This is a genomic window from Streptomyces sp. 12E (assembly GCF_055633275.1).
The window spans coordinates 1,826,393-1,850,389 of the sequence record NZ_JBVNCJ010000001.1 but is presented as its reverse complement, the minus strand read 5'-3'; the positions used below and the strand labels follow the sequence as shown (position 1 = coordinate 1,850,389).

The 23,997-nt window shown below is 73.1% G+C and carries 21 protein-coding genes and 1 pseudogene; 13 read left to right on the top strand and 9 right to left on the bottom strand.

Translation table 11 applies throughout. The features are described from left to right. Window positions 1-108 precede the first annotated feature (108 nt). The 3 genes from ACZ8ZB_RS08705 (at window position 109) to ACZ8ZB_RS08695 (ending at window position 3,695) form a co-directional block, all read left to right on the top strand. Window positions 109-1,959: an FUSC family protein gene (locus ACZ8ZB_RS08705; RefSeq protein WP_470737124.1), complete on the top strand. Its 1,851-nt coding sequence runs from the start codon at window positions 109-111 to the stop codon at window positions 1,957-1,959. A gap of 4 nt (window positions 1,960-1,963) precedes the next feature. Then, a complete protein-coding gene (locus ACZ8ZB_RS08700; protein WP_470737123.1) occupies window positions 1,964-3,328 on the top strand; it encodes an amidohydrolase in 1,365 nt (454 codons plus the stop codon). A gap of 181 nt (window positions 3,329-3,509) precedes the next feature. Beyond that, window positions 3,510-3,695 carry a hypothetical protein gene (locus tag ACZ8ZB_RS08695; RefSeq protein ID WP_359351159.1) on the top strand — a complete coding sequence of 62 codons (186 nt, stop codon included), beginning with the start codon at window positions 3,510-3,512 and terminating at the stop codon, window positions 3,693-3,695. A 19-nt stretch (window positions 3,696-3,714) separates the two neighbouring features. Here the strand turns inward: ACZ8ZB_RS08695 and ACZ8ZB_RS08690 are convergent, their stop codons facing one another. From ACZ8ZB_RS08690 to ACZ8ZB_RS08680, 3 genes are all read right to left on the bottom strand, one after another. Further along, window positions 3,715-5,823 carry an ABC transporter ATP-binding protein gene (locus ACZ8ZB_RS08690; RefSeq protein WP_470737122.1) on the bottom strand — a complete coding sequence of 703 codons (2,109 nt, stop codon included), beginning with the start codon at window positions 5,821-5,823 and terminating at the stop codon, window positions 3,715-3,717. A gap of 198 nt (window positions 5,824-6,021) precedes the next feature. Next, a complete protein-coding gene (locus tag ACZ8ZB_RS08685) occupies window positions 6,022-6,474 on the bottom strand; it encodes a hypothetical protein (protein WP_470737121.1) in 453 nt (150 codons plus the stop codon). Next, window positions 6,471-7,193 carry an ATP-binding protein gene (locus ACZ8ZB_RS08680; protein WP_470737120.1) on the bottom strand — a complete coding sequence of 241 codons (723 nt, stop codon included), beginning with the start codon at window positions 7,191-7,193 and terminating at the stop codon, window positions 6,471-6,473. The genes ACZ8ZB_RS08685 and ACZ8ZB_RS08680 overlap by 4 nt, the downstream gene beginning before the upstream one ends. Before the next feature lie 196 nt (window positions 7,194-7,389). On the opposite strand from ACZ8ZB_RS08680, the gene ACZ8ZB_RS08675 reads away from it, so the two are divergent. The 3 genes from ACZ8ZB_RS08675 to ACZ8ZB_RS08665 all read left to right on the top strand — a co-directional run bounded on the left by ACZ8ZB_RS08675 (window position 7,390) and on the right by ACZ8ZB_RS08665 (window position 9,428). Then, the gene (locus ACZ8ZB_RS08675; protein WP_470737119.1) at window positions 7,390-8,250 is read left to right on the top strand and encodes a helix-turn-helix domain-containing protein; all 861 of its coding nucleotides are present in this window, start codon (window positions 7,390-7,392) and stop codon (window positions 8,248-8,250) included. After that, window positions 8,251-8,535 (top strand): DUF397 domain-containing protein, encoded by a 285-nt coding sequence (locus tag ACZ8ZB_RS08670; RefSeq protein WP_470737118.1) that lies wholly within the window; start codon window positions 8,251-8,253, stop codon window positions 8,533-8,535. Window positions 8,536-8,624: 89 nt separating this feature from the next. Next, window positions 8,625-9,428: an SAM-dependent methyltransferase gene (locus ACZ8ZB_RS08665; protein ID WP_470737117.1), complete on the top strand. Its 804-nt coding sequence runs from the start codon at window positions 8,625-8,627 to the stop codon at window positions 9,426-9,428. A gap of 204 nt (window positions 9,429-9,632) precedes the next feature. Here ACZ8ZB_RS08665 and ACZ8ZB_RS08660 read toward each other — a convergent pair whose 3' ends face one another. Both ACZ8ZB_RS08660 and ACZ8ZB_RS08655 read right to left on the bottom strand, forming a co-directional pair. Then, window positions 9,633-11,117 (bottom strand): glutamate synthase subunit beta, encoded by a 1,485-nt coding sequence (locus ACZ8ZB_RS08660; RefSeq protein ID WP_470737116.1) that lies wholly within the window; start codon window positions 11,115-11,117, stop codon window positions 9,633-9,635. Window positions 11,118-11,251: 134 nt separating this feature from the next. Continuing rightward, complete coding sequence (locus ACZ8ZB_RS08655) at window positions 11,252-11,731, bottom strand: anthrone oxygenase family protein (protein ID WP_470737115.1); 480 nt, start codon at window positions 11,729-11,731, stop codon at window positions 11,252-11,254. Window positions 11,732-11,958: 227 nt separating this feature from the next. Between ACZ8ZB_RS08655 and ACZ8ZB_RS08650 the strand changes: the two genes are divergently transcribed. Beyond that, complete coding sequence (locus tag ACZ8ZB_RS08650; protein WP_470737114.1) at window positions 11,959-12,591, top strand: nucleoside/nucleotide kinase family protein; 633 nt, start codon at window positions 11,959-11,961, stop codon at window positions 12,589-12,591. A 159-nt stretch (window positions 12,592-12,750) separates the two neighbouring features. Here the strand turns inward: ACZ8ZB_RS08650 and ACZ8ZB_RS08645 are convergent, their stop codons facing one another. Next, a complete protein-coding gene (locus ACZ8ZB_RS08645; RefSeq protein WP_470741443.1) occupies window positions 12,751-13,683 on the bottom strand; it encodes a carbohydrate kinase family protein in 933 nt (310 codons plus the stop codon). Beyond that, the gene (locus ACZ8ZB_RS08640; RefSeq protein WP_470737113.1) at window positions 13,665-14,576 is read right to left on the bottom strand and encodes a pseudouridine-5'-phosphate glycosidase; all 912 of its coding nucleotides are present in this window, start codon (window positions 14,574-14,576) and stop codon (window positions 13,665-13,667) included. Before ACZ8ZB_RS08640 ends, ACZ8ZB_RS08645 begins: the two co-directional genes overlap by 19 nt. A gap of 102 nt (window positions 14,577-14,678) precedes the next feature. Between ACZ8ZB_RS08640 and ACZ8ZB_RS08635 the strand changes: the two genes are divergently transcribed. Beyond that, window positions 14,679-15,107 (top strand): VOC family protein, encoded by a 429-nt coding sequence (locus ACZ8ZB_RS08635; protein ID WP_470737112.1) that lies wholly within the window; start codon window positions 14,679-14,681, stop codon window positions 15,105-15,107. 120 nt (window positions 15,108-15,227) lie between these two features. Here ACZ8ZB_RS08635 and ACZ8ZB_RS08630 read toward each other — a convergent pair whose 3' ends face one another. Next, a complete protein-coding gene (locus ACZ8ZB_RS08630; RefSeq protein WP_470737111.1) occupies window positions 15,228-15,782 on the bottom strand; it encodes a methylated-DNA--[protein]-cysteine S-methyltransferase in 555 nt (184 codons plus the stop codon). Window positions 15,783-15,836: 54 nt separating this feature from the next. Next, window positions 15,837-16,452: pseudogene (locus ACZ8ZB_RS08625) on the bottom strand (glycerophosphodiester phosphodiesterase). A gap of 277 nt (window positions 16,453-16,729) precedes the next feature. On the opposite strand from ACZ8ZB_RS08625, the gene ACZ8ZB_RS08620 reads away from it, so the two are divergent. From ACZ8ZB_RS08620 to ACZ8ZB_RS08600, 5 genes are all read left to right on the top strand, one after another. Next, window positions 16,730-17,593, top strand: a complete 864-nt coding sequence (locus ACZ8ZB_RS08620) for an MHYT domain-containing protein (RefSeq protein ID WP_470737110.1) — start codon at window positions 16,730-16,732, stop codon at window positions 17,591-17,593. Window positions 17,594-17,634: 41 nt separating this feature from the next. After that, window positions 17,635-19,779, top strand: coding sequence for an excinuclease ABC subunit UvrB (gene uvrB, locus ACZ8ZB_RS08615; protein ID WP_470737109.1), 2,145 nt, complete (start codon window positions 17,635-17,637; stop codon window positions 19,777-19,779). Between the two features lie 135 nt (window positions 19,780-19,914). Then, window positions 19,915-20,493: a TerD family protein gene (locus ACZ8ZB_RS08610; RefSeq protein WP_470737108.1), complete on the top strand. Its 579-nt coding sequence runs from the start codon at window positions 19,915-19,917 to the stop codon at window positions 20,491-20,493. Between the two features lie 69 nt (window positions 20,494-20,562). Beyond that, window positions 20,563-22,554, top strand: a complete 1,992-nt coding sequence (locus ACZ8ZB_RS08605) for a TerD family protein (protein ID WP_470737107.1) — start codon at window positions 20,563-20,565, stop codon at window positions 22,552-22,554. A gap of 287 nt (window positions 22,555-22,841) precedes the next feature. Continuing rightward, the gene (locus tag ACZ8ZB_RS08600) at window positions 22,842-23,843 is read left to right on the top strand and encodes a TerC family protein (RefSeq protein ID WP_470737106.1); all 1,002 of its coding nucleotides are present in this window, start codon (window positions 22,842-22,844) and stop codon (window positions 23,841-23,843) included. Window positions 23,844-23,997: the final 154 nt, after the last annotated feature.

The following is a 23,997-nucleotide window of genomic DNA, read 5'->3' as shown; positions in this document are numbered from 1 at the left end:
TTCACCTCTCTCCGAGAACGCCGACTACCGTGGAGGGCACGCTTCCTCCCGCCCGGTCACCGTCGCCCGTGGGCCCGTTCCTTTTCCGACGCGACCGACTGGAGCCCCGTGACCCGTGCCGTACCCCTCTGGCTGGCCCACGCCCTGCGCGCCCAGCGCGGACCGGTGCCGTGGAGCGCCGTCGCGCGCGGCGCGCTGGGCGGCGGGCCGCTGCTGCTCGCGGCCGTCCTCGCCGGGCGGCCCACGCTCGGGGTCGTCGCCGCCATCGGCGCGATGTTCGCCGGGATCAACGACCGGCCGGGCAGCCGTCGCGCCTCCGTCGGGCGCATCGGCGGGCCCGCGCTCGCCGGGGCGGCCGGGCTGGCCGTGGGGACGTACGCCGGGGACCACGTCTCCGCCGTCCTGCTCGCCCTGCTGCTGACCGGGCTCGGCCTGGCCGCCGGCGCGGTCAGCGCGATCGGGCCCGTGGGGTCATCCGTCGGGACGCAACTGCTGGTCGGCGCCGCCGTCGGCGCCGGGATGCCGTTGCCCGAACCGGGCTGGCAGCGGGCGCTCGCCTTCCTCGCCGGCGCGGGCTGGCTGCTCCTGCTGCGGCTCGCGCTGCCCACGCCCGGCGCGCTCGCCGGGGGTTTCCGGTTCGACGGGGAGCGGAACGCCGTGGCCGGGGTGTACGACGCCGTCGCCGGCCTGCTCGACGCCACCGGGTCGGACACCGCCACCGCACGGCGGGCCGCGCTCACCGCCGCCCTCGACCACGCGCAGGACGCCCTCGCCGGTCCCCGGCTGCGGCGGTACGCCTCCTCGGCCGCCGAACGCCGGCTGCACGCCCGGTACGCCGCCGCCCTCCCGCTCGCCGAGGCCGCCACCGCGCTCGCCTGGGCCGGGGAGCCCGTCCCCGCCCGCGCCGCCGAAGGGCCCCGGCGACTCGCCGCCGCCGTGCGCGGCGGCACCCCCACCGGCCCGCTGCCCGCCCCCTCCCGGGCCGTCCCCGCGCTGCGCGCCCTCGACGACGCCCTCCTGCGCGCCGCCGAGGCCTTCGACCGGGGCGACGGCGGTGACCTGCACAGCCGCAGGCGCTCCCGGGCCGCGGGGATGCGGACCGTCCTCGGCGCCCGGGGCCGGGAGTACGGGCTGCGGGTCGCCCTCTGCTTCGGAGCGAGCGTCGCCCTCGCCCAGGCCCTGCACCACGCCCGCTGGTACGGGCAGCACGACCACTGGTACTGGCTGCCCGCCACCGCCGTCTTCCTCGTCAAACCCGACCTCGGGCCGCTCGCCTCCCGCGTCCTGTCCCGGGCCGCCGGAACCGTCCTCGGGGCGCTCCTGTTCGCCGGGTTCGCCGCCGTGCTGCCCCGCCCGGAAGGGCTCGTCGCGCTGGTCGCGGTCAGCGGCGCGCTGATCCCCGTCGCCGCCCGGCACTTCGCCGCGCAGACCGCCGTCGTCACCGTGCTCGTCCTCGCCCTGGTGATGGCCGGCGGCGAACCCCAGGCCTCCCTCGGCCGCATCGGCGAGACCTTGCTGGCCTGCGTCGTCGTCCTCGTCGTGGGACACCTCCCGATGCCGGGACAGCGCGGCGGCGACGCCATCCGCGCCCGGCTCACCGAAGCGGCGGGCGCCGCCCAGGCGTACCTCGACCACGTGCTCGGCGGGTCCGACGACCGCGCCGGCCGCTGGGTGCTGCGCCGCGAGGCCTACCGCACCCTCGCCGAGGCCCGCGCCGCCCTCGCCCTCGCCTCCGCCGAGCTCCCCCCGCTCGCCCGGCACGCCGACGGCGCCGACGAGGCCGCCGCCACCCTCGAACTCCTCGTCGACACCGTCACCGCCTGCGCCGTCCACCTCGACGACACCGGCCGCCTCGACCCCCGGCACGTCCGGCGGCTGACTGAGCTCGCGGACCGCGTACGGGCGTGGGGGGACGTCGCGGTTCGGCTCACCCCGGACCGGGATCACGTCGTACGTTGACGGGATGACACCCGTTGCCACGGAGAGCCCGGCCGACATCGTCATCACCGGCTGCACCGTCCTCACGCACGACGAACGGGAGCGCATCGGATTCGCCCGGGACGCGGCCGTCGTCGTGCGCGACGGAACCGTGGAGGAGGTGACGAGCGCGGAGGCGGCCGAGGGCCGGGCGGCCCGCGAGCGGATCGACGCGCGGGGACAGGCCGTCCTGCCCGGACTGATCAATTGCCACACCCACGCCCCGATGGCCGCCCTGCGCGGCCTCGCCGAGGACCTGCCGACCGAGGAGTGGTTCAACGACGTCATCTGGCCGGTCGAGTCCAACCTCACCGGGCGGGACGTCGAGCTGGGCGCGCTGCTCGCCTGCGCCGAGATGATCCGGGGCGGCGTCACCTGCTTCGCCGACCACTACTTCGCCATGGACGCGGTCGCCGCCGTGGTCGCCGCGTGCGGGATGCGGGCGCTGCTGGGGCAGGCGTACTTCTCCTCCCAGGGGCCAGAGGGGCGGGAACGGTCGCTGGAGTTCGCGCTGCGGCACCGGGGGACCGCCGACGGCCGCATCAGCACCGCCCTGGCCCCGCACGCCCCCTACACCGTCGACGACACCGACCTCGCCGCCACCGCACGGCTGGCCCGCGACCACGGCCTGCCCGTGCACCTGCACGCCGCCGAGAACCGCGACCAGACCGAGGCCAGTCTCGCCCGGCACGGAGTCACCCCCGTCGAGGTGCTGCACCGCACCGGCATCCTCGACACCGACGTGCTCATCGCCCACGGCACCGGCATCGTCGAAAGCGACCTGCCGCTGTTGGAGCGGGCGGGCGGTCGTACGGCCGTGGCCACCGCGCCCCGCGGCTACCTCAAGTTCGCCTGGCCCCACACCACCCCCGTACGCGCCCTGCGTGACATCGGTGTCCCGGTCGGGCTCGCCACCGACGGGGCCGCCTCCAACAACTCCCTCGACGTGTGGGAGTCGATGGCGCTCACCTCCCTGGTCCAGAAGTCCACCGAGGGAGACCCCCGGTGGCTGACCTCCCGGCAGGCCCTGCACCACGCCACCCTGCAGAGTGCCCGCGCGACCGGCCTCGGCGAGAGCGTGGGCAGCATCGCGCCGGGCCGCCGCGCCGACCTCGTCCTCGTCGACCTCACCGGCCCGCACACCCAGCCCGTGCACGACCTCGCCGCGACCCTGGTGCACAGCGCCCGGGCCGCCGACGTCCGCACGACGATCGTCGACGGCCGGATCCTCATGCGCGACCGGGAGCTGCTCACGATCGACGTGCCCGAGGTGGTGCGGGAGCTGGGGGAGCGGCTGCCCGCGCTGGTCGACCGGAGCCACGGGCGGCGGATCCAGGAGTACGACACCTGACGGCACGATCGGTGCGGCGGTCGGCACGGAGGGTGACCGGTTGGTGTGATCGGCCGAGAGTCCGCTCACACTTGGCGGTGAACGGGTGTCGACTACGTCTCAGTACCGTCACCGGGCGAGGTGTTCGCCCCATGGTTGGCGTTTAACTCTTACGAGTACAACGCAGCATGGAGGTGGCAGGGTGAACGGGCGAACGGTGCTCGAACGCTTTCCCGCAGGTGGACCGCGCGGTTCCTGGCCGGCGGAGGAGTTCGCCCACGCACGCCGCCTGGAGGGCCTGCCCGCCGAGGTTGTCATGGACCTCGCGACCGACATGTTCCTGGTGATCGTCCGGGGGGACGGCGGCGGGGGTGACGTCACGGCGTGAGCGGGTGCCGCCCGGCGGTTCAGCCCGCCCTCGGGGAGGGGGTCCTTCCGGCCGGGGGCGGCGGGAGCGGCGCGGTGAACTGCTGCGCCTGGAGCGCGTACAGCTCCGCGTAGAGGCCGCCCGCGGCCAGCAGCTCGTCCGGTGATCCGGTCTCCACCAGCTTGCCCTGGTCGAGCACGTGCACCAGATCCGCGTGGCGCACGGACGCCAGTCGGTGCGTGATCAGCACCACCGTCTGGCCGCTGTCCGCCAGGGACCGGATCCGGTCGAAGACCTCCAGCTCGGCCCGGGCGTCCAGGGCGGCCGTCGGCTCGTCCACGATCAGGATGCGCCCGCGCCGGTAGGCGGCCCGTGCGATCCCCAGCCGCTGCCACTGGCCCCCGGACAGCTCGTGGCCTCCGCTGAAGTGCCGGGCCAGCAGGGTGTCCAGGCCGCGCGGTAGATCCGCGATCACCGCCTCGGCCCCGGCCTCGGCGATCGACGCGGCCAGCCGCTCGTCGCTCACCGGCGCCGACGGCCGCCCCATGAGGACGTTCACGCGGGCCGTGAACGGCCACCGCTTGAAGTCCTGCGCCACCATCGCGACGCGCTCGGCCAGCAGGCGCCGGTCCGCGGCCGCCGCGTCCACGCCGTCCCACAGGATCCGCCCCCGCTCGGGCGTGTACAGCCCGGCGAGCAGCTTGACCAGCGTCGTCTTGCCGGATCCGTTCTCGCCGACCAGCGCCACGATCCCGCCCAGCGGGAGGGTGAGCGAGACGTCGTCCAGGGCGGGACGGGCGGCGTCACCCGGGTAGCGGAAGGTGACGTTCTCGAAGCGGATCTCCCGGGGGTCGTCCGGCAGCGGGAGACCGCCCACGGGGATCGCGCGCTCGGCTGCCTCGACGTACAGCCGTTCCAGGTCGCCCACGAACAGGGCCTCCTCGTGCAGCCGGTTCACCTCCAGGACGAGGGTGTCCAGGCTCGCGGAACCGGTGCCGATCGCGATCACCGCCGTGCCGGCCACCGACAGCGCCATCGCCCCGGCCAGCAGCAGCCCGCCGAGAGTGGCGTACGTCGTCACCGTCGCCAGGCCCGTCCACGCCGCGGCGACCAGCCCCGTACCCGCCGCCAGCCGGGCCAGCCGGGCCTGCTCCGCCTCCGCGGTCTCCGACATGGCCCTGAAGTGACGCAGGAGGAAGGGGCCGACACCGTGCACCCGGATCTCCGGCGCGGCCCCCGGCTCGGTGAGCAGGTCGCTGATCAGGTGACCGGCGCGCGCGTGCTGCACCCAGGTGTGGAACGAGGCGTAGCGGCGGCGGGCGTTCGTCAGAGCGCTCCAGGCGCTCGGCAGCGTCATCGTCACCAGCAGCGGAAGCAGCACCGGATGCAGCACGGCGAGCACACCGGCCGCCGCCGCCAGGGAGATCAGCGCGTTCACCGCCTGCGTGCCGTACGCGATCATGCGGCGGGCCGATGCGGCGCCGTAGCGGGCGGTGTCCAGCAGTTTGTGGAAGGCGTGGTCCTCGATCGCGGCCAGTTCCACGGCTGCCGCGCGCTCCAGGTACAGCTCGGTCGCCACCCGTTCCACCTTGGGTTCCAGGCGTCCGGTGGCGTAGGTGCTCGCCGCCCGCAGCAGCGCCGCGACCAGGGCGACGGCGGCCACCGTGACGAGGGCGGGAGCGGCGCCGCGCAGCCGCTCCTCCATCGGACCGCCGCCCAGCAGCCGGCCCAGGACACTGTTGACCGCGAGCAGGCTCACCGCCTGGGCCAGACCCCGCGCCACCTCGGCGGCCAGCACGGTCCCCGCGGCCCGACGGTCCGCCCGGACGGCGAGCCGGAGACTGGAGGCGAGCAGAGCGGGCAGACGGGTGATCATGGAGCGGAAGTTCAGCTCCAGGAAGGCCTCGCTGTGCCGGTTCCAGCCCGTGTCGTAGCGCAGCGGTCCGCCGAAGAGCAGTCGCTCGGACTCGGAGAGGGGCGGGGAGCCGGGGCCGGGGCGCTTCCCGCGGCGGAGGGAGCGCCGGGATCTCCTGCGGGCGTCGAGGCGGTCCGTGGCCGGTGTGTCCACGGACGGCCCGTCCGTGTCCGGTCCGTCCGCGTCCGATGACAGTGGCTTCGCATCACCGGACCGCTGTGCGCTCTCCGCCATGCCGACCTCCCCGACCGCCGAATCCGACGAACGGTCACTATGGCGGGAGGCGGTCCGCCGGGGCAGGGCGCGGGACGGGGCGGAGGGTGCGTGCGGGCGCACGGCCCGGGGAATCGGCCGCAGCGGGGCGCTGGGGGCCGAGAGCGGGAGCGCGGAGGGGGCGGAGCGCGCCGGCCGGGCGGCCAGGTGCGGTGCGTGCTACGCGGTGACCGGCCGGGACCAGGTGGGAGGTGTGTCCGTCAGGCGGCACAGGGCGAGGTAGAGCGGTATCGGCGGCGTGTAGGGGAGCGTGCCGTCGGGGCGGTGGATCAGACCGGGGAGGTCCGGGGTGCCGGGGGCGTCCGAGGGGCCGGGGAGGACCGCGCCGGTGACGTAGTGGGCGGGGGCCGGCCACTCCAGGGCGTAGTCGGACTCGGACGGGACCAGCCACCACCAGTGCGCGTCGTCGGCGTACACGCAGCCCACGCGGGGCAGCCGGGGCAGCACCAGGGGGCCGAAGCGCGCCGGTACCGCCACGGCGTCGCAGCCCATGGGCGCGGTCATGCCGTCGGGGACGGGCAGCCGCCAGGAGGCGGCCGGGGTGCGCCGTCCGCGCTGGACCCGTACCAGCGAGTCCAGGCTCAGCACGCGGGCGCCGGGTGTGCCCGTCACGCCCGACCCCGGGGGCGGGGGGTGCGCTGGTGCGGGGTGTGGGCCGCCGGAGGGTGCGGCCGGTTCTCCGCCGGGACGTGGGACTGGTCCGGTTCGTCGCCCTCGCCGGCGCCGTCGTCCGGGGTGCCGGGCGGGCCCGGCTTCGGGCGGGTGCCCCAGCCCAGGTCGTCGGTGGGCTCCGCGGGACCCTCGTGTCCGGTGCCCGCCGTGCGGGGGAGGTCGGCCCAGACCAGCAGTCCGGGGCCGTTCTCCTGCGCGCCCCACGAGTGACACAGGGCGTCGACGAGAAGCAGTCCCCTCCCGTGCTCGTCGTCCGGCTGCTGCCGGGTGTTCGCCCGCGGCCGGCCCGGTGCGCACCCCTCGTCGCGCACGGCTATGCGCACCAGCTCGCCACCGTCGTGCAGCTCGCAGACCACATGGCTGCTCGCCGTGTGCACGATGGCGTTGGTGACCAGTTCGGAGACGACCAGGGCCGCCGTGTCGCAGGTGTCCTCGCACACCGACCAGCCGGTCAGCCGTGCCCTCGTCAGGCGTCTGGCCTGAGCCGGGGAGCCCGGATGAGCGGCCAGTTCGAAGCGGAACCGGCGTTCGGCAGCAGGCCCCGGGGGGACGGCTCCCGAGGCGGCGCCGAGGCCGATGGACCCTGCGGCGGCATCTGTTCCTAAGGGCGCGGGCGGAATCACGCTTGCCACTATCGCCCCGCCGTGAACACTTGGCAAGTGCCACTCTGAAAAATGCAGAGTGCAGTGTGACGGTCTGGATGGGCGTGGCACACTGCTCGCAACAGCACCCCGCGCGACGCCAGTTGGGATCGACGAAGATTCGTTCGAATGCGAGTTCGGGCGAGACGGGTCTTCGGTCGGATCATCGAGTGGCGCCGCCGGGCTGTCGGCTTTTGTTCGAGGGAGGTGGAGTGTGAGCGAACCCAGGTCCGCGCCGACGGTGGGACAGGTCGTCCTCGGCCGGCGCCTGCTGGACCTTCGGGAACGCGCGGGACTCAAGCGTGAGGAAGCGGCCCGCATCCTCCGCGTCGCGCCCGCCACCGTCCGCCGCATGGAGATGGCCGAGGTCGCGCTCAAGATCCCGTACCTCCAGCTCCTGCTGAAGGCCTACGGCGTCTCCGACGAGGAGGCCGAAGCCTTCGTGCGGCTGGCGGAGGACGCCAACCGGCCCGGCTGGTGGCAGCGCTTCCACGACATCCTGCCCGGCTGGTTCTCGATGTACGTCAGCCTGGAGGGCGCGGCCTCCCTCATCCGCAGCTACGAACCCCACTTCGTCCCCGGACTGCTCCAGACCGAGGACTACGCGCGCGGCGTGCTGCGCTCCGGGGCCGTCGGGCAGACCCGGCCCGAGGACATAGAGCGCCACGTCGACCTGCGCATGCGGCGGCAGGAGCTGCTCACCCGTGAGGACGCGCCCCGGATGTGGGTCGTGATGGACGAGACCGTGCTCCGCCGCCCGGTCGGCGGCCCGGAGGTGATGCGTGCGCAGATCGACAAGTTGCTCGAGGCCACGAAGCTGCCCAACGTGACGCTCCAGATCGCGCCGTTCGCCGGTGGGCCCCATCCCGGCACGTACGGGCCGTTCGTGCTGTTCCGATTCGCCATGCCCGAACTGCCGGACATGGTTTACAGCGAGTACCTGACCGGCGCCGTCTACCTGGACGCGCGCACCGAGGTGGCGACCCACCTCGAGGTCATGGACCGCATGGCGGCGCAGGCCGCTACGGCACATCGCACGAAGGAGATCCTCCGGGATCTCCGCAAGGAGCTGTGAATGGAACTCGTGAAGCCCCTGAAGTCCCTGCCCCGCCCGAGGGTGCACACCGGAAGGATCTACAACGGCATGCCCGCGCGGGAACTGGGCAGCGAGGGCTGGCACAAGCCGTGGAGCGGCGGCAACGGAGGCAACTGCCTGGAGGCGATGAAGCTCGAGGACGGCCGGATCGCCGTGCGCCAGTCCACCGACCCGGACGGACCGGCGCTCATCTACACCTCCGCCGAGATGACGGCCTTCATCGAGGGAGCGAAGGCGGGAGAGGCGGATTTCCTGCTGTCCTGAGCCCTGTTGCCCGTTCTACCTTTTGTTTTTCCTGCTGAACTTGGCACCGACTTGATCACTAACAGTTGCAGAGACTTATGGAGTCCGTCATGACCGGGCAGCACCCCGTGGAGATCGACACGAGCAGGCCGCACCCCGCGCGGATGTACGACTGGTACCTCGGAGGCAAGGACAACTACCCGGTCGACGAGGCCATGGGGCGGCAGATGCTGGCCCTCGACCCCCGGGTTCCGGTGATGGCGCGGGTGAACCGCGCGTTCATGCAGCGGGCCACGCGCTGGCTGGCCGGACAGGGGACACGGCAGTTCCTCGACATCGGCACCGGCATCCCGACCGAGCCCAACCTGCACCAGGTGGCACAGGAGGTCACGCCCGGCGCCCGCGTCGTGTACTGCGACAACGACCCCATCGTGCTGGCCCACGCGGCGGCCCTGCTGCGCGGTACGGACGAGGGGGTGACCGAGTACCTCCAGGCCGATGTGCGGGAGCCGGACGCCATCCTGGAGGGCGCGCGGAAGATCCTCGACTTCGACGAGCCGATCGCGCTGTCGCTCATCGCGCTGCTGCACTTCGTCTCCGACGAGGACGGGGCGCACGAACTGGTCGGGCGACTGCTGGACGCGCTGCCGTCGGGCAGCCACCTGGTCGTCACCCACGCGACCTCCGACTTCACCCCGGAGGAGTCGAAGGCGGCCACGGAGAAGCTCAAGGCGGCGGGCGTCACCCTGGCGCTCCGCTCCCGCGAGGAGTTCACCCGCTTCTTCGACGGCCTGGACCTCGTCGAACCGGGCGTCCAGGTCCCCCACCACTGGCACCCGGAACTGGGCGACCCGGTCCCGGGCCAGGACGACGACGTCATCCCGGGCTACGGCGCGGTGGCCCGCAAGCCGTGACCCGGCCGGGACGGTGGGGCCCGCCGGGGTCCCGCGTCCCGACGCCGCTCCGTCGCTCCCGCGAGCGGTCGTGCCTCCCAGTGCCTCGAGGGCCTGGGAGGCATCCCGCAACACGCCGGGCCGCGCGAACACCCCGGCCCGCACCCCCGCGGGGCGCCCCGCAACACGCCGGGCCGCGCGACCCCCGCCCGCGCCACCACCGCGTCACACCGTCATCGGCCGGTCGTACGGAGTGACCGGTGCCGGCAGACGGCCGGTCACGCCCGTCAGGTACCGGTCGACCGCCGCCGCCACCGCCCGTCCCTCGGCGATGGCCCACACGATCAGCGACTGGCCCCGAGCGGCGTCCCCGGCGGCGAACACACCCGGCACGTTCGTCGCGAAGCCCGCATCCCGTGCGAGCGTCCCACGAGGCGACAGCTCCACCCCCAGCCGGGCGACGAGCCCGTCGCCCCGGTCCGGCCCGGAGAACCCGAGCGCCAGCAGAACGAGATCCGCAGGCAGCGCCCGCTCGGTCCCCGGTACGGCCCGGCGCCCGGCGTCCACCTCGACCAGGTGCAGCGCACCCACCCGCCCGCTTCCGTCACCGCTGAAGCGCAGCGTCGACGCCGCGAACAGCCGCGCGTCCGCGTCCGCCGCCGTCCGCGACTCACCGGCCTCCTCGTGCGCCGCGGACATCCGGTACACCTTCGGATACGTCGGCCACGGCTCGGCGTCCTCGTCACGCTCGGAGCCCGGCTGGGCATGGATGTCGAGCTGGGTGACCGACGCGGCCCCCTCCCGCACCGCCGTCCCCAGACAGTCCGCCCCCGTGTCGCCGCCCCCGACGATGACGGCGTGCCGGCCCGCGGCCGACAGCGGCGACGACTCCAGATCCCCCTCGCACACCCGGTTCGCGAGCGGCAGGTACTCCATCGCCTGGTGGATCCCCGCCAGTTCACGTCCCGGAACGGCAAGCTCCCGCCACGCCGTCGCCCCCGTCGCGAGCACCACCGCGTCATACCGTGCCCGCAGTTCCGCCGCGTCCACGTCCCGCCCGACCGCCGTGGACGTACGGAACTTCGTCCCCTCGGCCCGCATCTGCTCCACCCGCCGCTCCAGATGCCGCTTCTCCATCTTGAACTCGGGGATGCCGTACCGCATCAGCCCGCCGATCCGGTCGTCCCGCTCGTACACGGCGACCGTGTGCCCCGCACGGGTCAGCTGCTGGGCCGCGGCCAGCCCGGCCGGGCCCGAGCCGATGACCGCGACCGTCCGCCCGGAGAGCCGCTCCGGCGGCGCCGGCGGGGCGAACCCCTCCTCCCAGGCCCGGTCGGCGATGGCGCACTCGACGTTCTTGATGGTGACCGCCGGCTGGTTGATGGCGAGCACGCAGCCGGCCTCGCAGGGCGCCGGACACAACCGGCCGGTGAATTCAGGGAAGTTGTTGGTGGCGTGCAACCGCTCCGCCGCGGCCCGCCAGTCCTCCCGCGAGACCAGGTCGTTCCACTCGGGGACGAGATTGCCCAAGGGACAGGCCTGGTGGCAGAACGGCACACCGCAGTCCATGCAGCGGTCGGCCTGCGGACCGACGATGGGCAGCAGCGCCCCCGGGACGTACACCTCGTTCCAGTCGCGGACCCGTTCCCCGACGGGCCGGCGCGGCCACTCCTCGCGGGGCGTGGTCAGGAAACCCTTGGGATCGGCCATGGCCGTGTTCCTCGCGTGCGCGGATGACGAGCCGTGCCTCGTCGGGCGGCACTCCTTCGGCCACGATACGTCCGCTCACCCTCCCCCGCAGAGGGCCGGGACAGCGCTTCCTCGGAGCCGGCCGGCCGAGCCGCTCAGACGAGGGCCAGGAGGTACGCCACCGTCGCCCCGGCCGAGGCGAGCGCGCGGACGTGGTTCCACATCGTCCACTCGCGCACATAGACCGGCCAGTACGCGGCCGCCTCGGGGCCGCCCGGTTCGAGCCGGGCCAGCGCCTCGTTGCGCGGCACGTTCGCGGCCACGGTCAGCCCGAACGAGCCGACCAGGTACAGGACACCGCCCACCAGCAGCTCGACCGTCCCCTCGTCCGGCCACAGCACGAACGTCACCACCGTGACCACCGCGCACAGCATCGCCGTACCGAGGAACAGCAGCATGAAGGCCGGGCCCACCGCGGCCACGTTGACCGCCCGCATCGCGGCCGCTCCCTGCGCCGGCGGCAGCGCCGCGAGCCCTCTCATCACGAACGTCGAGAAGGCGCAGAAGACCCCGGCCGTCAGCCCGGTCCCGAGCACCCCCAGCACCGTCAGCACGAAGTACGGTCCGTCGATCATGTCGTCACCCCCGTTCCCGGCCGGGGTCCTCCCCGGCCGCCTCCATCACCGCCACCGTCAGTGCACACGACCCCCGGTGTCCCCGCCCATGGCCCAGGAGCGCGGGCGCATGCGCGAACGTCCAGGGACGTCGAACGCCCCGGCCGTCACCCGGATCCGCCGGACGCCGGACCCGTACCGCCGGGAGGGCCGCGCGGCCGGACCCGCTGTCGGCGCATCATGGCCATGTGCGACTCGAAGCGATCACCTGGGACCGGCTCGGCGACCTCCTCGCCGAGCGCCTGCTGGAGCTGAAGACGACCGACGGCGGTCCCTGGCCGCGGGTCGCCCTCGACGGAGCCCCTGCCGCGCGTCCGGGAGACCTCGCCGAGCGGGTCGCCGAGGCGCTGCGGATACGCGGCCGGCCCTCCCTGGTCGTCGGTGCCGAGGGCTTCCTGCGGCCCGCCTCCGTCCGGCTCGAGTACGGCCACCAGGACCTGGAGTCCTACTACGGCGGCTGGTACGACACCGGCGCCCTCTGGCGCGAGGTCTTCGGCCCCCTCGAACCCGGCGGGAGCGGACGCGTCCTGCCCGACCTGTGGGACCCCGTCACCGACCGCGCCACCCGCAGCCCCTATGTCCGACTCCCTCCCGGCGGCGTATTGTTGCTGCACGGCCCTCTTCTCCTGCGTCACTGGTTCCCCCTCGACCTGAGCGTCCACGTCCTCCTCTCCCCGGGCGCCCTGCGCCGCCGCACCGCCGAGGCCGAGCACTGGACCCTCCCCGCCTTCGAGCGCTACGCGCAGGAGACCGACCCCGCCGGCACGGCCGACGTACTGGTACGGGCCGACGACCCACGCCATCCGGCCTGGAGCGGCTGACCCCGCCTCGCCCCCCCGGGCCGGGAACGTCCGCGCCGGGTGTCCGGTACAGCAGTCTGCCCGACCTGGACGAGTTGCGTGCGGGCCTGTGGGCAGGGGGCATTCCGTTCTGTTCCCGCCTGTGGACGAAGGGAGTTCGCCCGTCGTGACGCCCGTTCGTCAGGCGGGTGCCGGTGGGCGCCCCCCTGTGTGCTCCACCGCCTGCGCACCCGCCCGGCAGCCCTCCGCCGCCGCCTGCTCCGGGCCGGCGCCCGCGAGCAGGGCCGCGAGGAACGCGCCCGTGAACGCGTCACCGGCACCCGTGGTGTCCCGGGGCACCGCCGGTACGGCCGGGACACGGGCGTACACCTCCCCGGACCGGGCGAGCAACGCACCCTCGGCACCCTGCTTGGCCACCACCAGCGGAACGTGCCGGCTCAGCCGTGCCGCGGCGTCCGCGGCATCGGACGCTCCCGTGAGCAGGCACGCCTCGTCACGGCTGGGGAGCAGGACGTCCACGTCCTCGACCAGCGACAGGAACCGGTCGGCGCCCAGCCGCACGAGGAACCCCGCCGACGCCGGATCCAGGCTCACCGGCACCCCACGGGCCCGCGCCGCCTTCGAGGCCACCGCGACCAAGGCCCTGCTCGGCTCGGAGAACAGCAGATAACCCGACAGGTGCAGCCGCGCCACTCCGTCCAGCAGCGCGTCCGACCAGTCACCGGGGCCCAGCCGCAGCGACGCGCCGCTGTCGGTGAGGAACGTCCGCTCGGCCGCCGCACCCCCGTCGACCAGGCAGATCACCGTCCCCGTCGGCGCCTGTCCGTCCACGACCAGCAGCGGGCGGACCCCGCAGGCGGCCAGCTCCCGCTCGTGCCAGGCCGCCGCGTCCTCGCCCACCCGGCCCAGGAGCCGCACCTCCGCGCCGTCCCGGCGCGCCGCCCAGCAGGCCACATTGGCGCCCGCGCCGCCCGGCACCGTCCGGATCGCCGCCGCCGTGTCCGTCCCCGGCGCGAGCGGCTCCCGGTGCCGGGCGACCACATCCGTGATCACATCGCCGACGACCAGCAGTGCCCCGCCCCGCACGGCGTCCGTCACTCCCCGACGGCCCAGGCCGCCGCGATCCGCGCGGCCAGACGCACGTTGCCCCGGACCGCCGCCAGGTTCGCGGCGAGGGAGGCGCCGTCGGTGCGGCGGACCAGATGGCCGAGCAGGAACGGCGTGACCGCCTGGCCGGTGACACCCCCCGCCTCGCACGCGCGCAGCGCCTCGTCCAGTACGCGCGCGTGCAGCCCGGGGTCCAGCTGTTCCGCCTCGGGGACGGGATTGGCCACGATCAGCGCCGACTCGGCCCCGCCCAGCGCGTCCTGCGCCCGCATGACCTCCGCGACCTGCGCCGGAGTGTCCAGCCGCCAGTCCACGGGGTGCCCGGAGTCGGACAGGTAGAAGCCGGGGAAGCGGTCCGTGCCGTACCCGGCGACCGCCACCCCCAGTGTCTCCAGCCGCTGCAGGGTCGCGGGCACGTCCAGGATCGACTTCACGCCCGCGCACACCACGGTGATCCGCGTCCGCGCCAGCAGGCCGAGATCGGCCGACTCGTCCTGGGTCACCGTCCATTCCCGGTGCACGCCACCGAGCCCTCCGGTGGCGAACACCCGTATGCCCGCGCGTGCCGCCAGCAGGGCGGTGGCCGACACCGTGGTCGCCCCGCTCGCCCCGGCGGCCACCGCGAGCGGCAGATCACGATGGCCCAGCTTGCGGATGCCGTCCTCGCCCGCGATCCGTTCCACCTGCTCCCTGCCCAGGCCGATCCGGGGCCGCCCGTCCAGCACGGCGACCGTCGCCGGTACCGCGCCCTCCTGTCGTACGGCCGCCTCCAGCTCCAGCGCCACCCGGAGATTGCGCGGCCGGGGCAGACCGTGGGCGATGATCGTGGACTCCAGGGCCACCACCGGGCGGCCCTCGGCGATCGCCTCCCGTACCTCTTCGGACACCATGAGCACCACGCGTCTGCCTCCTGTCCGCCGGTTCTTCCTCATCCCTGGCGGGCCGGGCACCGGGCCAAACCCCCTTGCGCGCCGTCACGGACGTCGCGGAGGCTGGGAGTTATGACGGACAACACGATTCGCCTCGACCACATCGTCCTGTGGGTGAACGATCCCCTCGCCGCAGCCGGTTTCTACGAGAAGGCCGTGGGCCTGGAGCCCGTCAGGCTCACCGAATACTCCGCCGGCGAGGCGCCGTTTCCCTCGGTGCGGGTGAACGAGGAGACGATCCTCGACCTCATGCCGCGGGCGAAGGCGGAACGCATGGGCATGGTTCCCGGTGCCGCGGAGAGCTCGGGGCATCCCGTGAACCATGTCTGTCTGTCGCTGACGGCCCCGGACTTCGACGCTCTGCGCAGCCGGCTGGAGGAGGGCTCCGTCCCCGTGTCGGACGTCTCGCGCGATTCCTTCGGGGCGCGGGGGCCGGCCCGGCGCAGCTTCTACTTCCGGGATCCGGACGGCAACGTGTTCGAGGCGCGGCACTACGACTGACCGGAGCGGCCGCGCTCATCGCTGCCGCGGGCAGGGGCGAGCAGGGGTGTTCGCGCGGCCCGGCGCTCATGGGGCGCCTCCCCCGGGCCCTTCGGGACCGGGGGAGGCGCGACCGCCCGGTCAGAACAAGAGCTCGGGGAGGACGCCCTCCAGGGCGAGGAGGCGGCGCTTGGTCTCCAGGCCGCCGCCGAAGCCGCCGATGCCCCCGCCGCTCTCCACCACCCGGTGGCACGGCACGACCACCGGCAACGGATTCGCGCCCATCGCCACGCCCACGGCCTGGGCCGCGCCGGGCCGGCCGACCCGCCGGGCCAGATCGCCGTACCCGACGACCGAGCCGAACGGCACCCCGGCGGCCAGCTCCCGCAGCACCTCGCGGTTGAAGCCCGAGATCAGCGACCAGTCCAGCGGCAGCTCGAAGTCCCGCCGCTCACCCGCGAAGTACGCCTCGACCTGGCGTACCGCCTCGACCAGCAGAGGGGAGCCGGGCTCCTCGACGGGCTCGGCGCCGAGCCGTGACGCCAGCCGCTCCAGCGCACCGCCGCGCACCTCGCCGGTGGCGTGGAACACGACGTTGACCAGACCCTCACGGGTCGCGGCCAGCAGCAGCGGGCCGATGCCGGTGCCGACGACGGCCCACACCACCCGCCGGCCGTACTGCCCATGGCTGTCCATGCGCACCACCGTACGGCCCGCCACCGACAACGCCCCGAAGCGCGGGCGGACGCCTCAGCCGCGTACCGCGTCCCGCACCACGTCGGGGACGTCGGTGGCGATCCCGTCGACTCCGGACCCGGCGACCCGCCGGGCGGCGGCCGCGTCGTTCACGGTCCAGGCGCACACCTCCAGCGGCTTGCCGTGCGCCCCTGCCCGGGTACAGCTGAGGGTTCTTGACCTCCAGCAGCAGCTTCTGGTGGTGCCGCTCGACGCGGTGCACGAACCGCTCCGGCGTCGGCAGGCGCGCGCCCGCGTACGCGGAGCCGAACCAGCTGCCCGCGTCCAGCCGGGCGGTCTCCGCGGCGGTGAAGTCCCTCACCCTCCACGGAGCACGGTCGGGGAAGCCCTCCTCGACGTCGGTGGTGCGCCGGAGGCTGTCGTCGTGCAGGACGACGAGTTCCCCGTCCCCGGTGCGCCGGACGTCGTTCTCCACCCAGTCGACGCCGAGCGCGGCGGCCCGGTCGACGGCCGCCAGGGTGTGCTCGGGCGTGCACGCGGACGCGCCACGGCGGGCTGTCACCCAGGGCCGCGCGGAGTCCTCCGCGGCCCGCGCGGGGGAGAGCGGCAGCAGAAGGGCGGCGGTGCCCGGGAGCACGGCGGCCGAGGCGGTGACAGAGCGCGTGCGCATGCGTACCCGTCGCGTCGGGCGGTCACGGTCGGCTCAACTGTGACAGCAGAGGGTCGATGTGAGGCGGGTGCGGGATGTCCGCCGATTGAACGGCGTCGCCCGGACTGAGCACACTGGTGCCACACACCTGGGGCGAGGACGTGTTCCTTTGCCGGAAAGTCGTTCGGCCATTCCGGTGAGGGTCATACTCTCTGCGTCGTTCCCGGCCGCCTCCACGGCGCCGGGAGGGGGATGTCGGGGCGTTGCGGAACACACGGGTCGGAAAGGGCAGCCGCGCATGCACAGCACGGTCGACGGATTCAGCTACGGCCTGGTCACGCCGCTGGTGGCCTTCCTCATGGCCTGCCTCGGCGGCGCCCTGGGCCTGCGCTGCACCGCCAGGGCGATCAGGGTGTCCCGTTCCTGGCGTCCGGGCTGGCTCGCCCTGGGGTCCGCGGCCATCGGCTCCGGCATATGGACGATGCACTTCGTCGCGATGACGGGCTTCACCGTCGAGGGCACGCCGATCCACTACGACCGGCTGATCACGTTCGCGAGTCTGGCCGTCGCCGTCGTCATGGTGGGCATCGGGATCTTCATCGTCGGCTACAAGGGCGCCTCCGGAACGGCCCTGTTCACCGGGGGCACCATCACCGGCCTCGGCATCGCCTCGATGCACTACCTCGGCATGGCGGGGATGAGCCTCGACGGACATCTGGCGTACGACGTCCCCACGGTCGCCGTGTCCGTGGTCATCGCCATGGCCGCCGCCAGCGCCGCCCTGTGGGCGGCAGGGCAGGTGCGTGGCTTCCTGTGGAGCGTGGGCGCCAGCGTCGTCATGGGGCTCGCGGTCACCGGGATGCACTACACCGGCATGGCCGCGCTCGAGGTGCACGTCCACGGAACGGCCGAGCCCGTCGTGGGGGAGCCGGCGGCCACCCTGCTCGGGCCGATGATGGTCGGACCGCTCGCCTTCCTCGTCCTCGCGGGCGTCGTGGTGCTCTTCGATCCGCTGATGGTCGCCGGCGGCTCCGCCACGCCCCCCGCCGAGCACAAGCCCGGCGTCCCCGCCCACTCCCCGGCCCACCACGCCCCGGCGCGCTCGCGGCTGCGGGCCCGCGGCCCCGTGGAGCACCGCTCCCGGACCCCGCAGCGCCGCTGATTCCGGACCCGTTGTCAGTGGGGGGCCGTACGGTGGATGACATGCGGCCCGTTTCCCAGATCGAACGCACGGTGGCGCCCTTCGAGGTCGTCAGCCCCTACCAGCCGAGCGGCGACCAGCCGACGGCCATCGCCGACCTCGCCCGGCGCATCGAAGCAGGTGAGAAGGATGTCGTCCTGCTCGGCGCGACCGGCACCGGCAAGTCCGCCACCACCGCGTGGATGATCGAGAAGCTCCAGCGCCCCACCCTGGTCATGGCGCCGAACAAGACCCTGGCGGCCCAGCTGGCCAACGAGTTCCGCGAGCTGCTGCCGAACAACGCGGTCGAGTACTTCGTCTCGTACTACGACTACTACCAGCCCGAGGCGTACGTCCCGCAGTCGGACACCTACATCGAGAAGGACTCCTCGATCAACGAGGAGGTCGAGCGGCTGCGTCACTCCGCGACCAACTCGCTGCTCACCCGCCGCGACGTCGTCGTGGTCGCCTCCGTCTCCTGCATCTACGGCCTGGGCACCCCGCAGGAGTACGTGGACCGCATGGTCCCCCTGCGCGTCGGCGACGAGCACGACCGCGACGAGCTGCTGCGCCGCTTCGTGGACATCCAGTACACGCGCAACGACATGGCCTTCACCCGCGGCACCTTCCGCGTCCGCGGCGACACCATCGAGATCTTCCCGGTCTACGAGGAGCTCGCCGTCCGCATCGAGATGTTCGGCGACGAGATCGAGGCGCTGTCCACGCTCCACCCGCTCACCGGCGAGATCATCAGCGACGACCAGCAGCTGTACGTCTTCCCGGCCTCCCACTACGTCGCGGGCCCCGAGCGGCTGGAGCGCGCGGTGGGCGACATCGAGAAGGAGCTCGGCGAGCGCCTGACCGAGCTGGAGGGGCAGGGCAAGCTCCTGGAGGCCCAGCGCCTGCGCATGCGCACCACGTACGACATCGAGATGCTCCGCCAGATCGGCTCCTGCTCCGGCGTGGAGAACTACTCGATGCACTTCGACGGCCGCTCTCCCGGCTCCCCGCCGAACACCCTGCTGGACTACTTCCCGGACGACTTCCTCCTCGTCATCGACGAGTCGCACGTCACCGTCCCGCAGATCGGCGCCATGTACGAGGGCGACGCCTCCCGCAAGCGCACCCTCGTCGACCACGGCTTCCGGCTCCCCTCCGCCCTGGACAACCGGCCGCTGAAGTGGGAGGAGTTCCAGGAGCGCGTCGGCCAGACCGTCTACCTGTCGGCCACCCCCGGACAGTACGAGCTCTCCCGCTCGGACGGCTTCGTCGAGCAGATCATCCGTCCCACCGGCCTCGTCGACCCCGAGGTCGTGGTCAAGCCCACCGAGGGCCAGATCGACGACCTGGTGCACGAGATCCGCACCCGAGTGGAGAAGGACGAACGCGTCCTGGTCACCACGCTCACCAAGAAGATGGCCGAGGACCTCACCGACTACTTCCTGGAACTCGGCATCCAGGTGCGCTATCTGCACAGCGACGTCGACACCCTGCGCCGGGTCGAGCTGCTGCGGGAGCTGCGCAGCGGCGAGTACGACGTCCTCGTCGGCATCAACCTGCTGCGCGAGGGTCTCGACCTGCCCGAGGTGTCCCTGGTGGCCATCCTCGACGCCGACAAGGAGGGCTTCCTGCGCTCGGGCACCTCCCTGATCCAGACCATCGGCCGTGCGGCGCGCAACGTCTCCGGCCAGGTCCACATGTACGCGGACAAGATCACCCCGGCGATGGAGAAGGCCATCGACGAGACCAACCGCCGCCGGGAGAAGCAGATCGCGTACAACCGGGCGAACGGCATCGACCCGCAGCCCCTGCGCAAGAAGATCAATGACATCGTCGCCCAGATCGCCCGTGAGGACGTCGACACCGAGCAGCTGCTCGGCTCGGGCTACCGCCAGGGCAAGAAGGACGGCGCCAAGGCGCCCGTGCCCTCCCTGGGCGCCAAGGCGGCCAAGGGTGCGAAGAGCGCCAAGGGCGCCCGGGGCAAGGCCGCCGAGACCGTGCCGACCGACCGTCCCGCCGCCGAGCTCGCCGAGCAGATCGAGGAGCTCACCACGCGGATGCGGGCCGCCGCGGCGGACCTGCAGTTCGAGATCGCGGCCCGACTGCGCGACGAGGTGTCCGAGATGAAGAAGGAGCTGCGGCAGATGCAGGAGGCCGGCCTGTCCTGACGGCCGGGTACGCGATGTGTTGCAAGAACGACACAAAGTGCGGACCGGCGTACGTCGCTGTCAGTGCCCCTGCGTAGGGTTCTGAGCAACCGCGATCGCGCGGTAACAGGGGAAGTCCGAGAGGGGAATCAGCGCGTGACCGTCAACATGACCAAGGGTCAGGCCATCAGTCTGCAGAAGAACGACGGCGGCAGCCTGACCGCGGTGCGCATGGGTCTCGGCTGGCAGGCGGCTCCCCGTCGCGGCCTGTTCGGCTCGCGCACCCGGGAGGTCGACCTGGACGCCTCGGCCGTCCTGTTCGCGGACAAGCAGCCGGTCGACGTCGTCTTCTTCCGCCACCTGGTGAGCGACGACGGCTCGGTGCGCCACACCGGTGACAACCTCGTCGGCGGTGTCGGCCAGGGCGGCGACGACGAGGCCATCCTCGTCGACCTCTCGCGCGTCCCGGTCCACATCGACCAGATCGTCTTCACCGTGAACTCCTTCACGGGCCAGACCTTCCAGGAGGTGCAGAACGCGTTCTGCCGCCTCGTCGACGAGACCAACGGCCAGGAGCTCGCCCGCTACACGCTGGCCGGCGGCGGCGCCTACACGGCCCAGATCATGGCGAAGGTGCACCGCTCCGGTACCGGCTGGACGATGACGGCCCTGGGCAACCCGGCCAACGGCCGCACCTTCCAGGACCTGATGCCGGCGATCCTGCCGGTCCTCTAGGCGCCGCACCCGAGGCCGGGCCGGGCGCGGCGGACCACACACCACACGCGACACAGGGGGACGAAGGCGATGACGGCCGAGCTGGTGCGGGGACAGAACCACCCGCTCTCCCAGTCCCGTCTGGAGATCCGGGTCTCGGCCGGCACGCCGGTCGTGGCCGCGGCAGCGCTCGGCGACGAGAGCGGCCGGATCCACGGAGTGGAGTGGGTGGCCCATCCGGGCGCACCCACCCAGCCCGGTCTGGAGGTGTCGCGTCAGGCGGCCGCCGACCACCGTCTCGCGGTGGACCTGGACGCCATGACGGACGCGGTCCACCGCGTCAGTGTGCTGCTCGCCCTGCCCGCTCCGGACGGCGGCCCGGGCCCCGCCCGGTTCGGTGCCGTGGCGGCCCCCTTCGTCGCCGTCACCGGCCTGGACGGCAGCGGGATCGCCAGCTACACCATCACGGGCCTGGAGACCGAGACGGCCGTCGTCGCGCTGGAGCTCTACCGGCGGCAGGGCGTCTGGAAGGTGCGTGCCGTCGGCCAGGGCTACGCGGGCGGCCTGGCCGACCTCCTCATCGACCAGGGCCTGCCCGAGGCCGCACAGCTCGCGGGCGCCGTCAACGAGGCGGTCGCGCGGGGCCTCGCCCGCTCCGTGCAGGCGCCCCCGCCCCGCCCGGCCGACGGCGACCGTCCCCGTCAGCCGGCCACCCCCGCGGTCGGTCCCGACCAGGGCGGCGCCGCACCGCAGGGCACCCCCGGCCCCGTACCGCCGCCGTACGGCGGACCGGGGCGGACCGGACCGCAGCCGGGATACGGCGGAACCGGTGCCGCGGACCCCTCCGCCGCCACCGGCGGCCCGATCGACTACAGCCACCCCGGCCGGCGGAACTCCGCGCCGCCCCCGCCCCCGCCCACCGCGCCGCCTGCGCCGCCCGGACAGCCCGCACAGCCCGTGGCGGGGGACGCGACCGGCTGGTCCATGGAGGAGCGGCTCTACAACCAGGTCTGGGGCATGTTCGAGGACCTGGCCCGCACCGTCGCCGCCTACCGCAGCGCCGTCGACTTCGCCGAGTCCCGTATGGACAAGGAGCTGGAGCAGTCCCTGTCCGACCCGCGCAGCCGGATCGGCGGTCCGGGCGATGCCGTGCGCGAGGCCGCCCGGGACCGGCACGCACGGCTCGTCGGCCAGGCGCGAGAAGTTCTCGACCGGGACCTCGCCCAGCTCGTCGCCGAGGCCGATGTCGTCGAACCCGCACTGCCCCCGGCCTTCGCCCGCTGGGACAATCCCGCCTGGCACGCCTACCGGGTGCCGATGGAGATACCCATGGCGCTGCGCCTGGGCGATCTGCGGCTGCCGGAGACCGACCGGATCCGCGTCCCGATGCTGCTCCGGCTGCCGCTGGAGCGCGGCCTGTGGATCGACAGCGGACGGGCCGACTCGGCCGACGGGTCGTTCACCGACTCCCACGACATGCGGCGCCTCGCCATGGAGACGGCGGTGACGCATGCGGCGCGGCTGCTCGCCGTCCACCCGGCGGGCGAGTTCACCGTGCACGTCATCGATCCGGCCGGATCGGGTGAGCAGCCGCTGGCGCCGCTGACGCGGACCGGTGTGCTGGCGGCTCCGCCCGCCCGGGGCGCCGCGGGCGTGGCTGAGGTGCTGGGTCGGCTCACACAGCGGGTCGACCTGGTGCAGATGGCGCTGCGCGGAGGCGCCCCGGACGCGCTGCCGCCCGGCTTCGACACCTCCCAGCACCTGCTGATCGTCAATGACTTCCCGCACGGCTTCGACGACCGGGCCGTGAACCAGTTGCGCTACCTCGCCGACGAGGGTCCGTCGGTCGGGGTCCATCTGATGATGGTCGCCGACCGTGAGGAGTCCGGGGGCTACGGCCCGCTCCTCGACCCGCTGTGGCGTTCGCTGCTGCGACTGACCCCCGTGCCCGACGACCACCTGGCCGACCCGTGGGTCGGACACGCCTGGACCTACGAGCCGCCGCTCGTGCCGCCGGGCAGCCAGGTCCTCCACCAGGTGCTCACCCAGGTCGCGGCGGCCCGCCGCTCATGGGACAAGTGACGCTCCCGCACCCTTGATCAAGATGGAGTAAAACCCCTCCATCTGGGGCTTTGTATCTTTCTTTACCTTTCCCTTTACCAATCCTTGGTGATTGGGTACTGTTGGCCGCACGGAGGGGAGTACTCCCTGTCTGTGCGGCGACCCCGTCAATACGGATCAGGCCAGATCCCGGGGCGTCGGCCCGAAGGACCGTCCGGACGCAGTCGAGCGCCGGAGGCCCGGGTGGAAGAGACCTCCGGCAGCGACGACGCTGACATTTGCCGTGTGACGTACCTGCCGGAGGCGCAGTGGATGTTTCCCCGACCCTATGGGGTCTGACGATCGTGGGCCTGTGTGCCCTTATCGCGGTCGACTTCTTCATCGGTCGCAAACCGCATGACGTGTCCGTCAAGGAAGCCGGGATCTGGACCGTCGTCTGGATCGTCCTGGCCGCGCTCTTCGGGGCGGGCCTGCTGATCTGGGGCGGAGGACAGGCCGGAGGCGAGTTCTTCGCCGGCTACATCACCGAGAAGTCGCTGAGCGTCGACAACCTCTTCGTCTTCGTCCTGATCATGGCGAAGTTCGCGGTGCCGTCGCAGTACCAGCAGCGGGTGCTCCTCATCGGCGTCCTCATCGCCCTGGTGCTGCGCGCGATATTCATCGCCGCCGGCGCGGCGATCCTCGCCAGCTTCTCCTGGGTGTTCTACATCTTCGGCGCCTTCCTGATCTGGACCGCCTGGAAGCTCATCCAGGAGGCCCGGGCCGACGAGGAGGACGAGGAGTTCGAGGAGAACAAGCTGCTCAAGGCTGCCGAGCGCCGCTTCGGCGTGGCCGACCGGTACCACGGCACCAAGCTGTGGATCGAGCAGAACGGCAAGCGGGTCATGACCCCGATGCTCGTCGTCATGCTCGCCATCGGCACCACGGACGTCCTGTTCGCGCTCGACTCGATCCCCGCGATCTTCGGCCTGACGCAGGACCCGTACATCGTGTTCACGGCGAACGCGTTCGCGCTGATGGGCCTCAGGCAGCTGTACTTCCTCATCGGCGGCCTGCTGAAGAAGCTGGTCCACCTGTCCTACGGCCTGTCGATCATCCTCGGCTTCATCGGCGTGAAGCTGGTGCTGCACGCACTGCACGAGTCCGGGGTACACGTGCCCGAGATCAGCATCCCGGTCTCGCTGGGAGTGATCTGCGCGGTCCTGGTCGTCACCACGATCACCAGCCTGCGGGCCTCCCGCAAGCAGGCGGAGGCCGAGGCGACCGCGGACCGTGGTGAGAGTCCCGTGAAGAACGACATCGACGTCTGACCCTGTCGGACGCCGGAACGCCGGTACCGGGAGCGGGGTCAGCACATCGCCGACCACCGCTCCCGGTCCTGTCTGTTCCCGCCCCGCGCCGCCCGCCGGCGCCGACCGAACACGACTCGTACGAGGAGGCCATGCGTGACCATGATGACCCCGA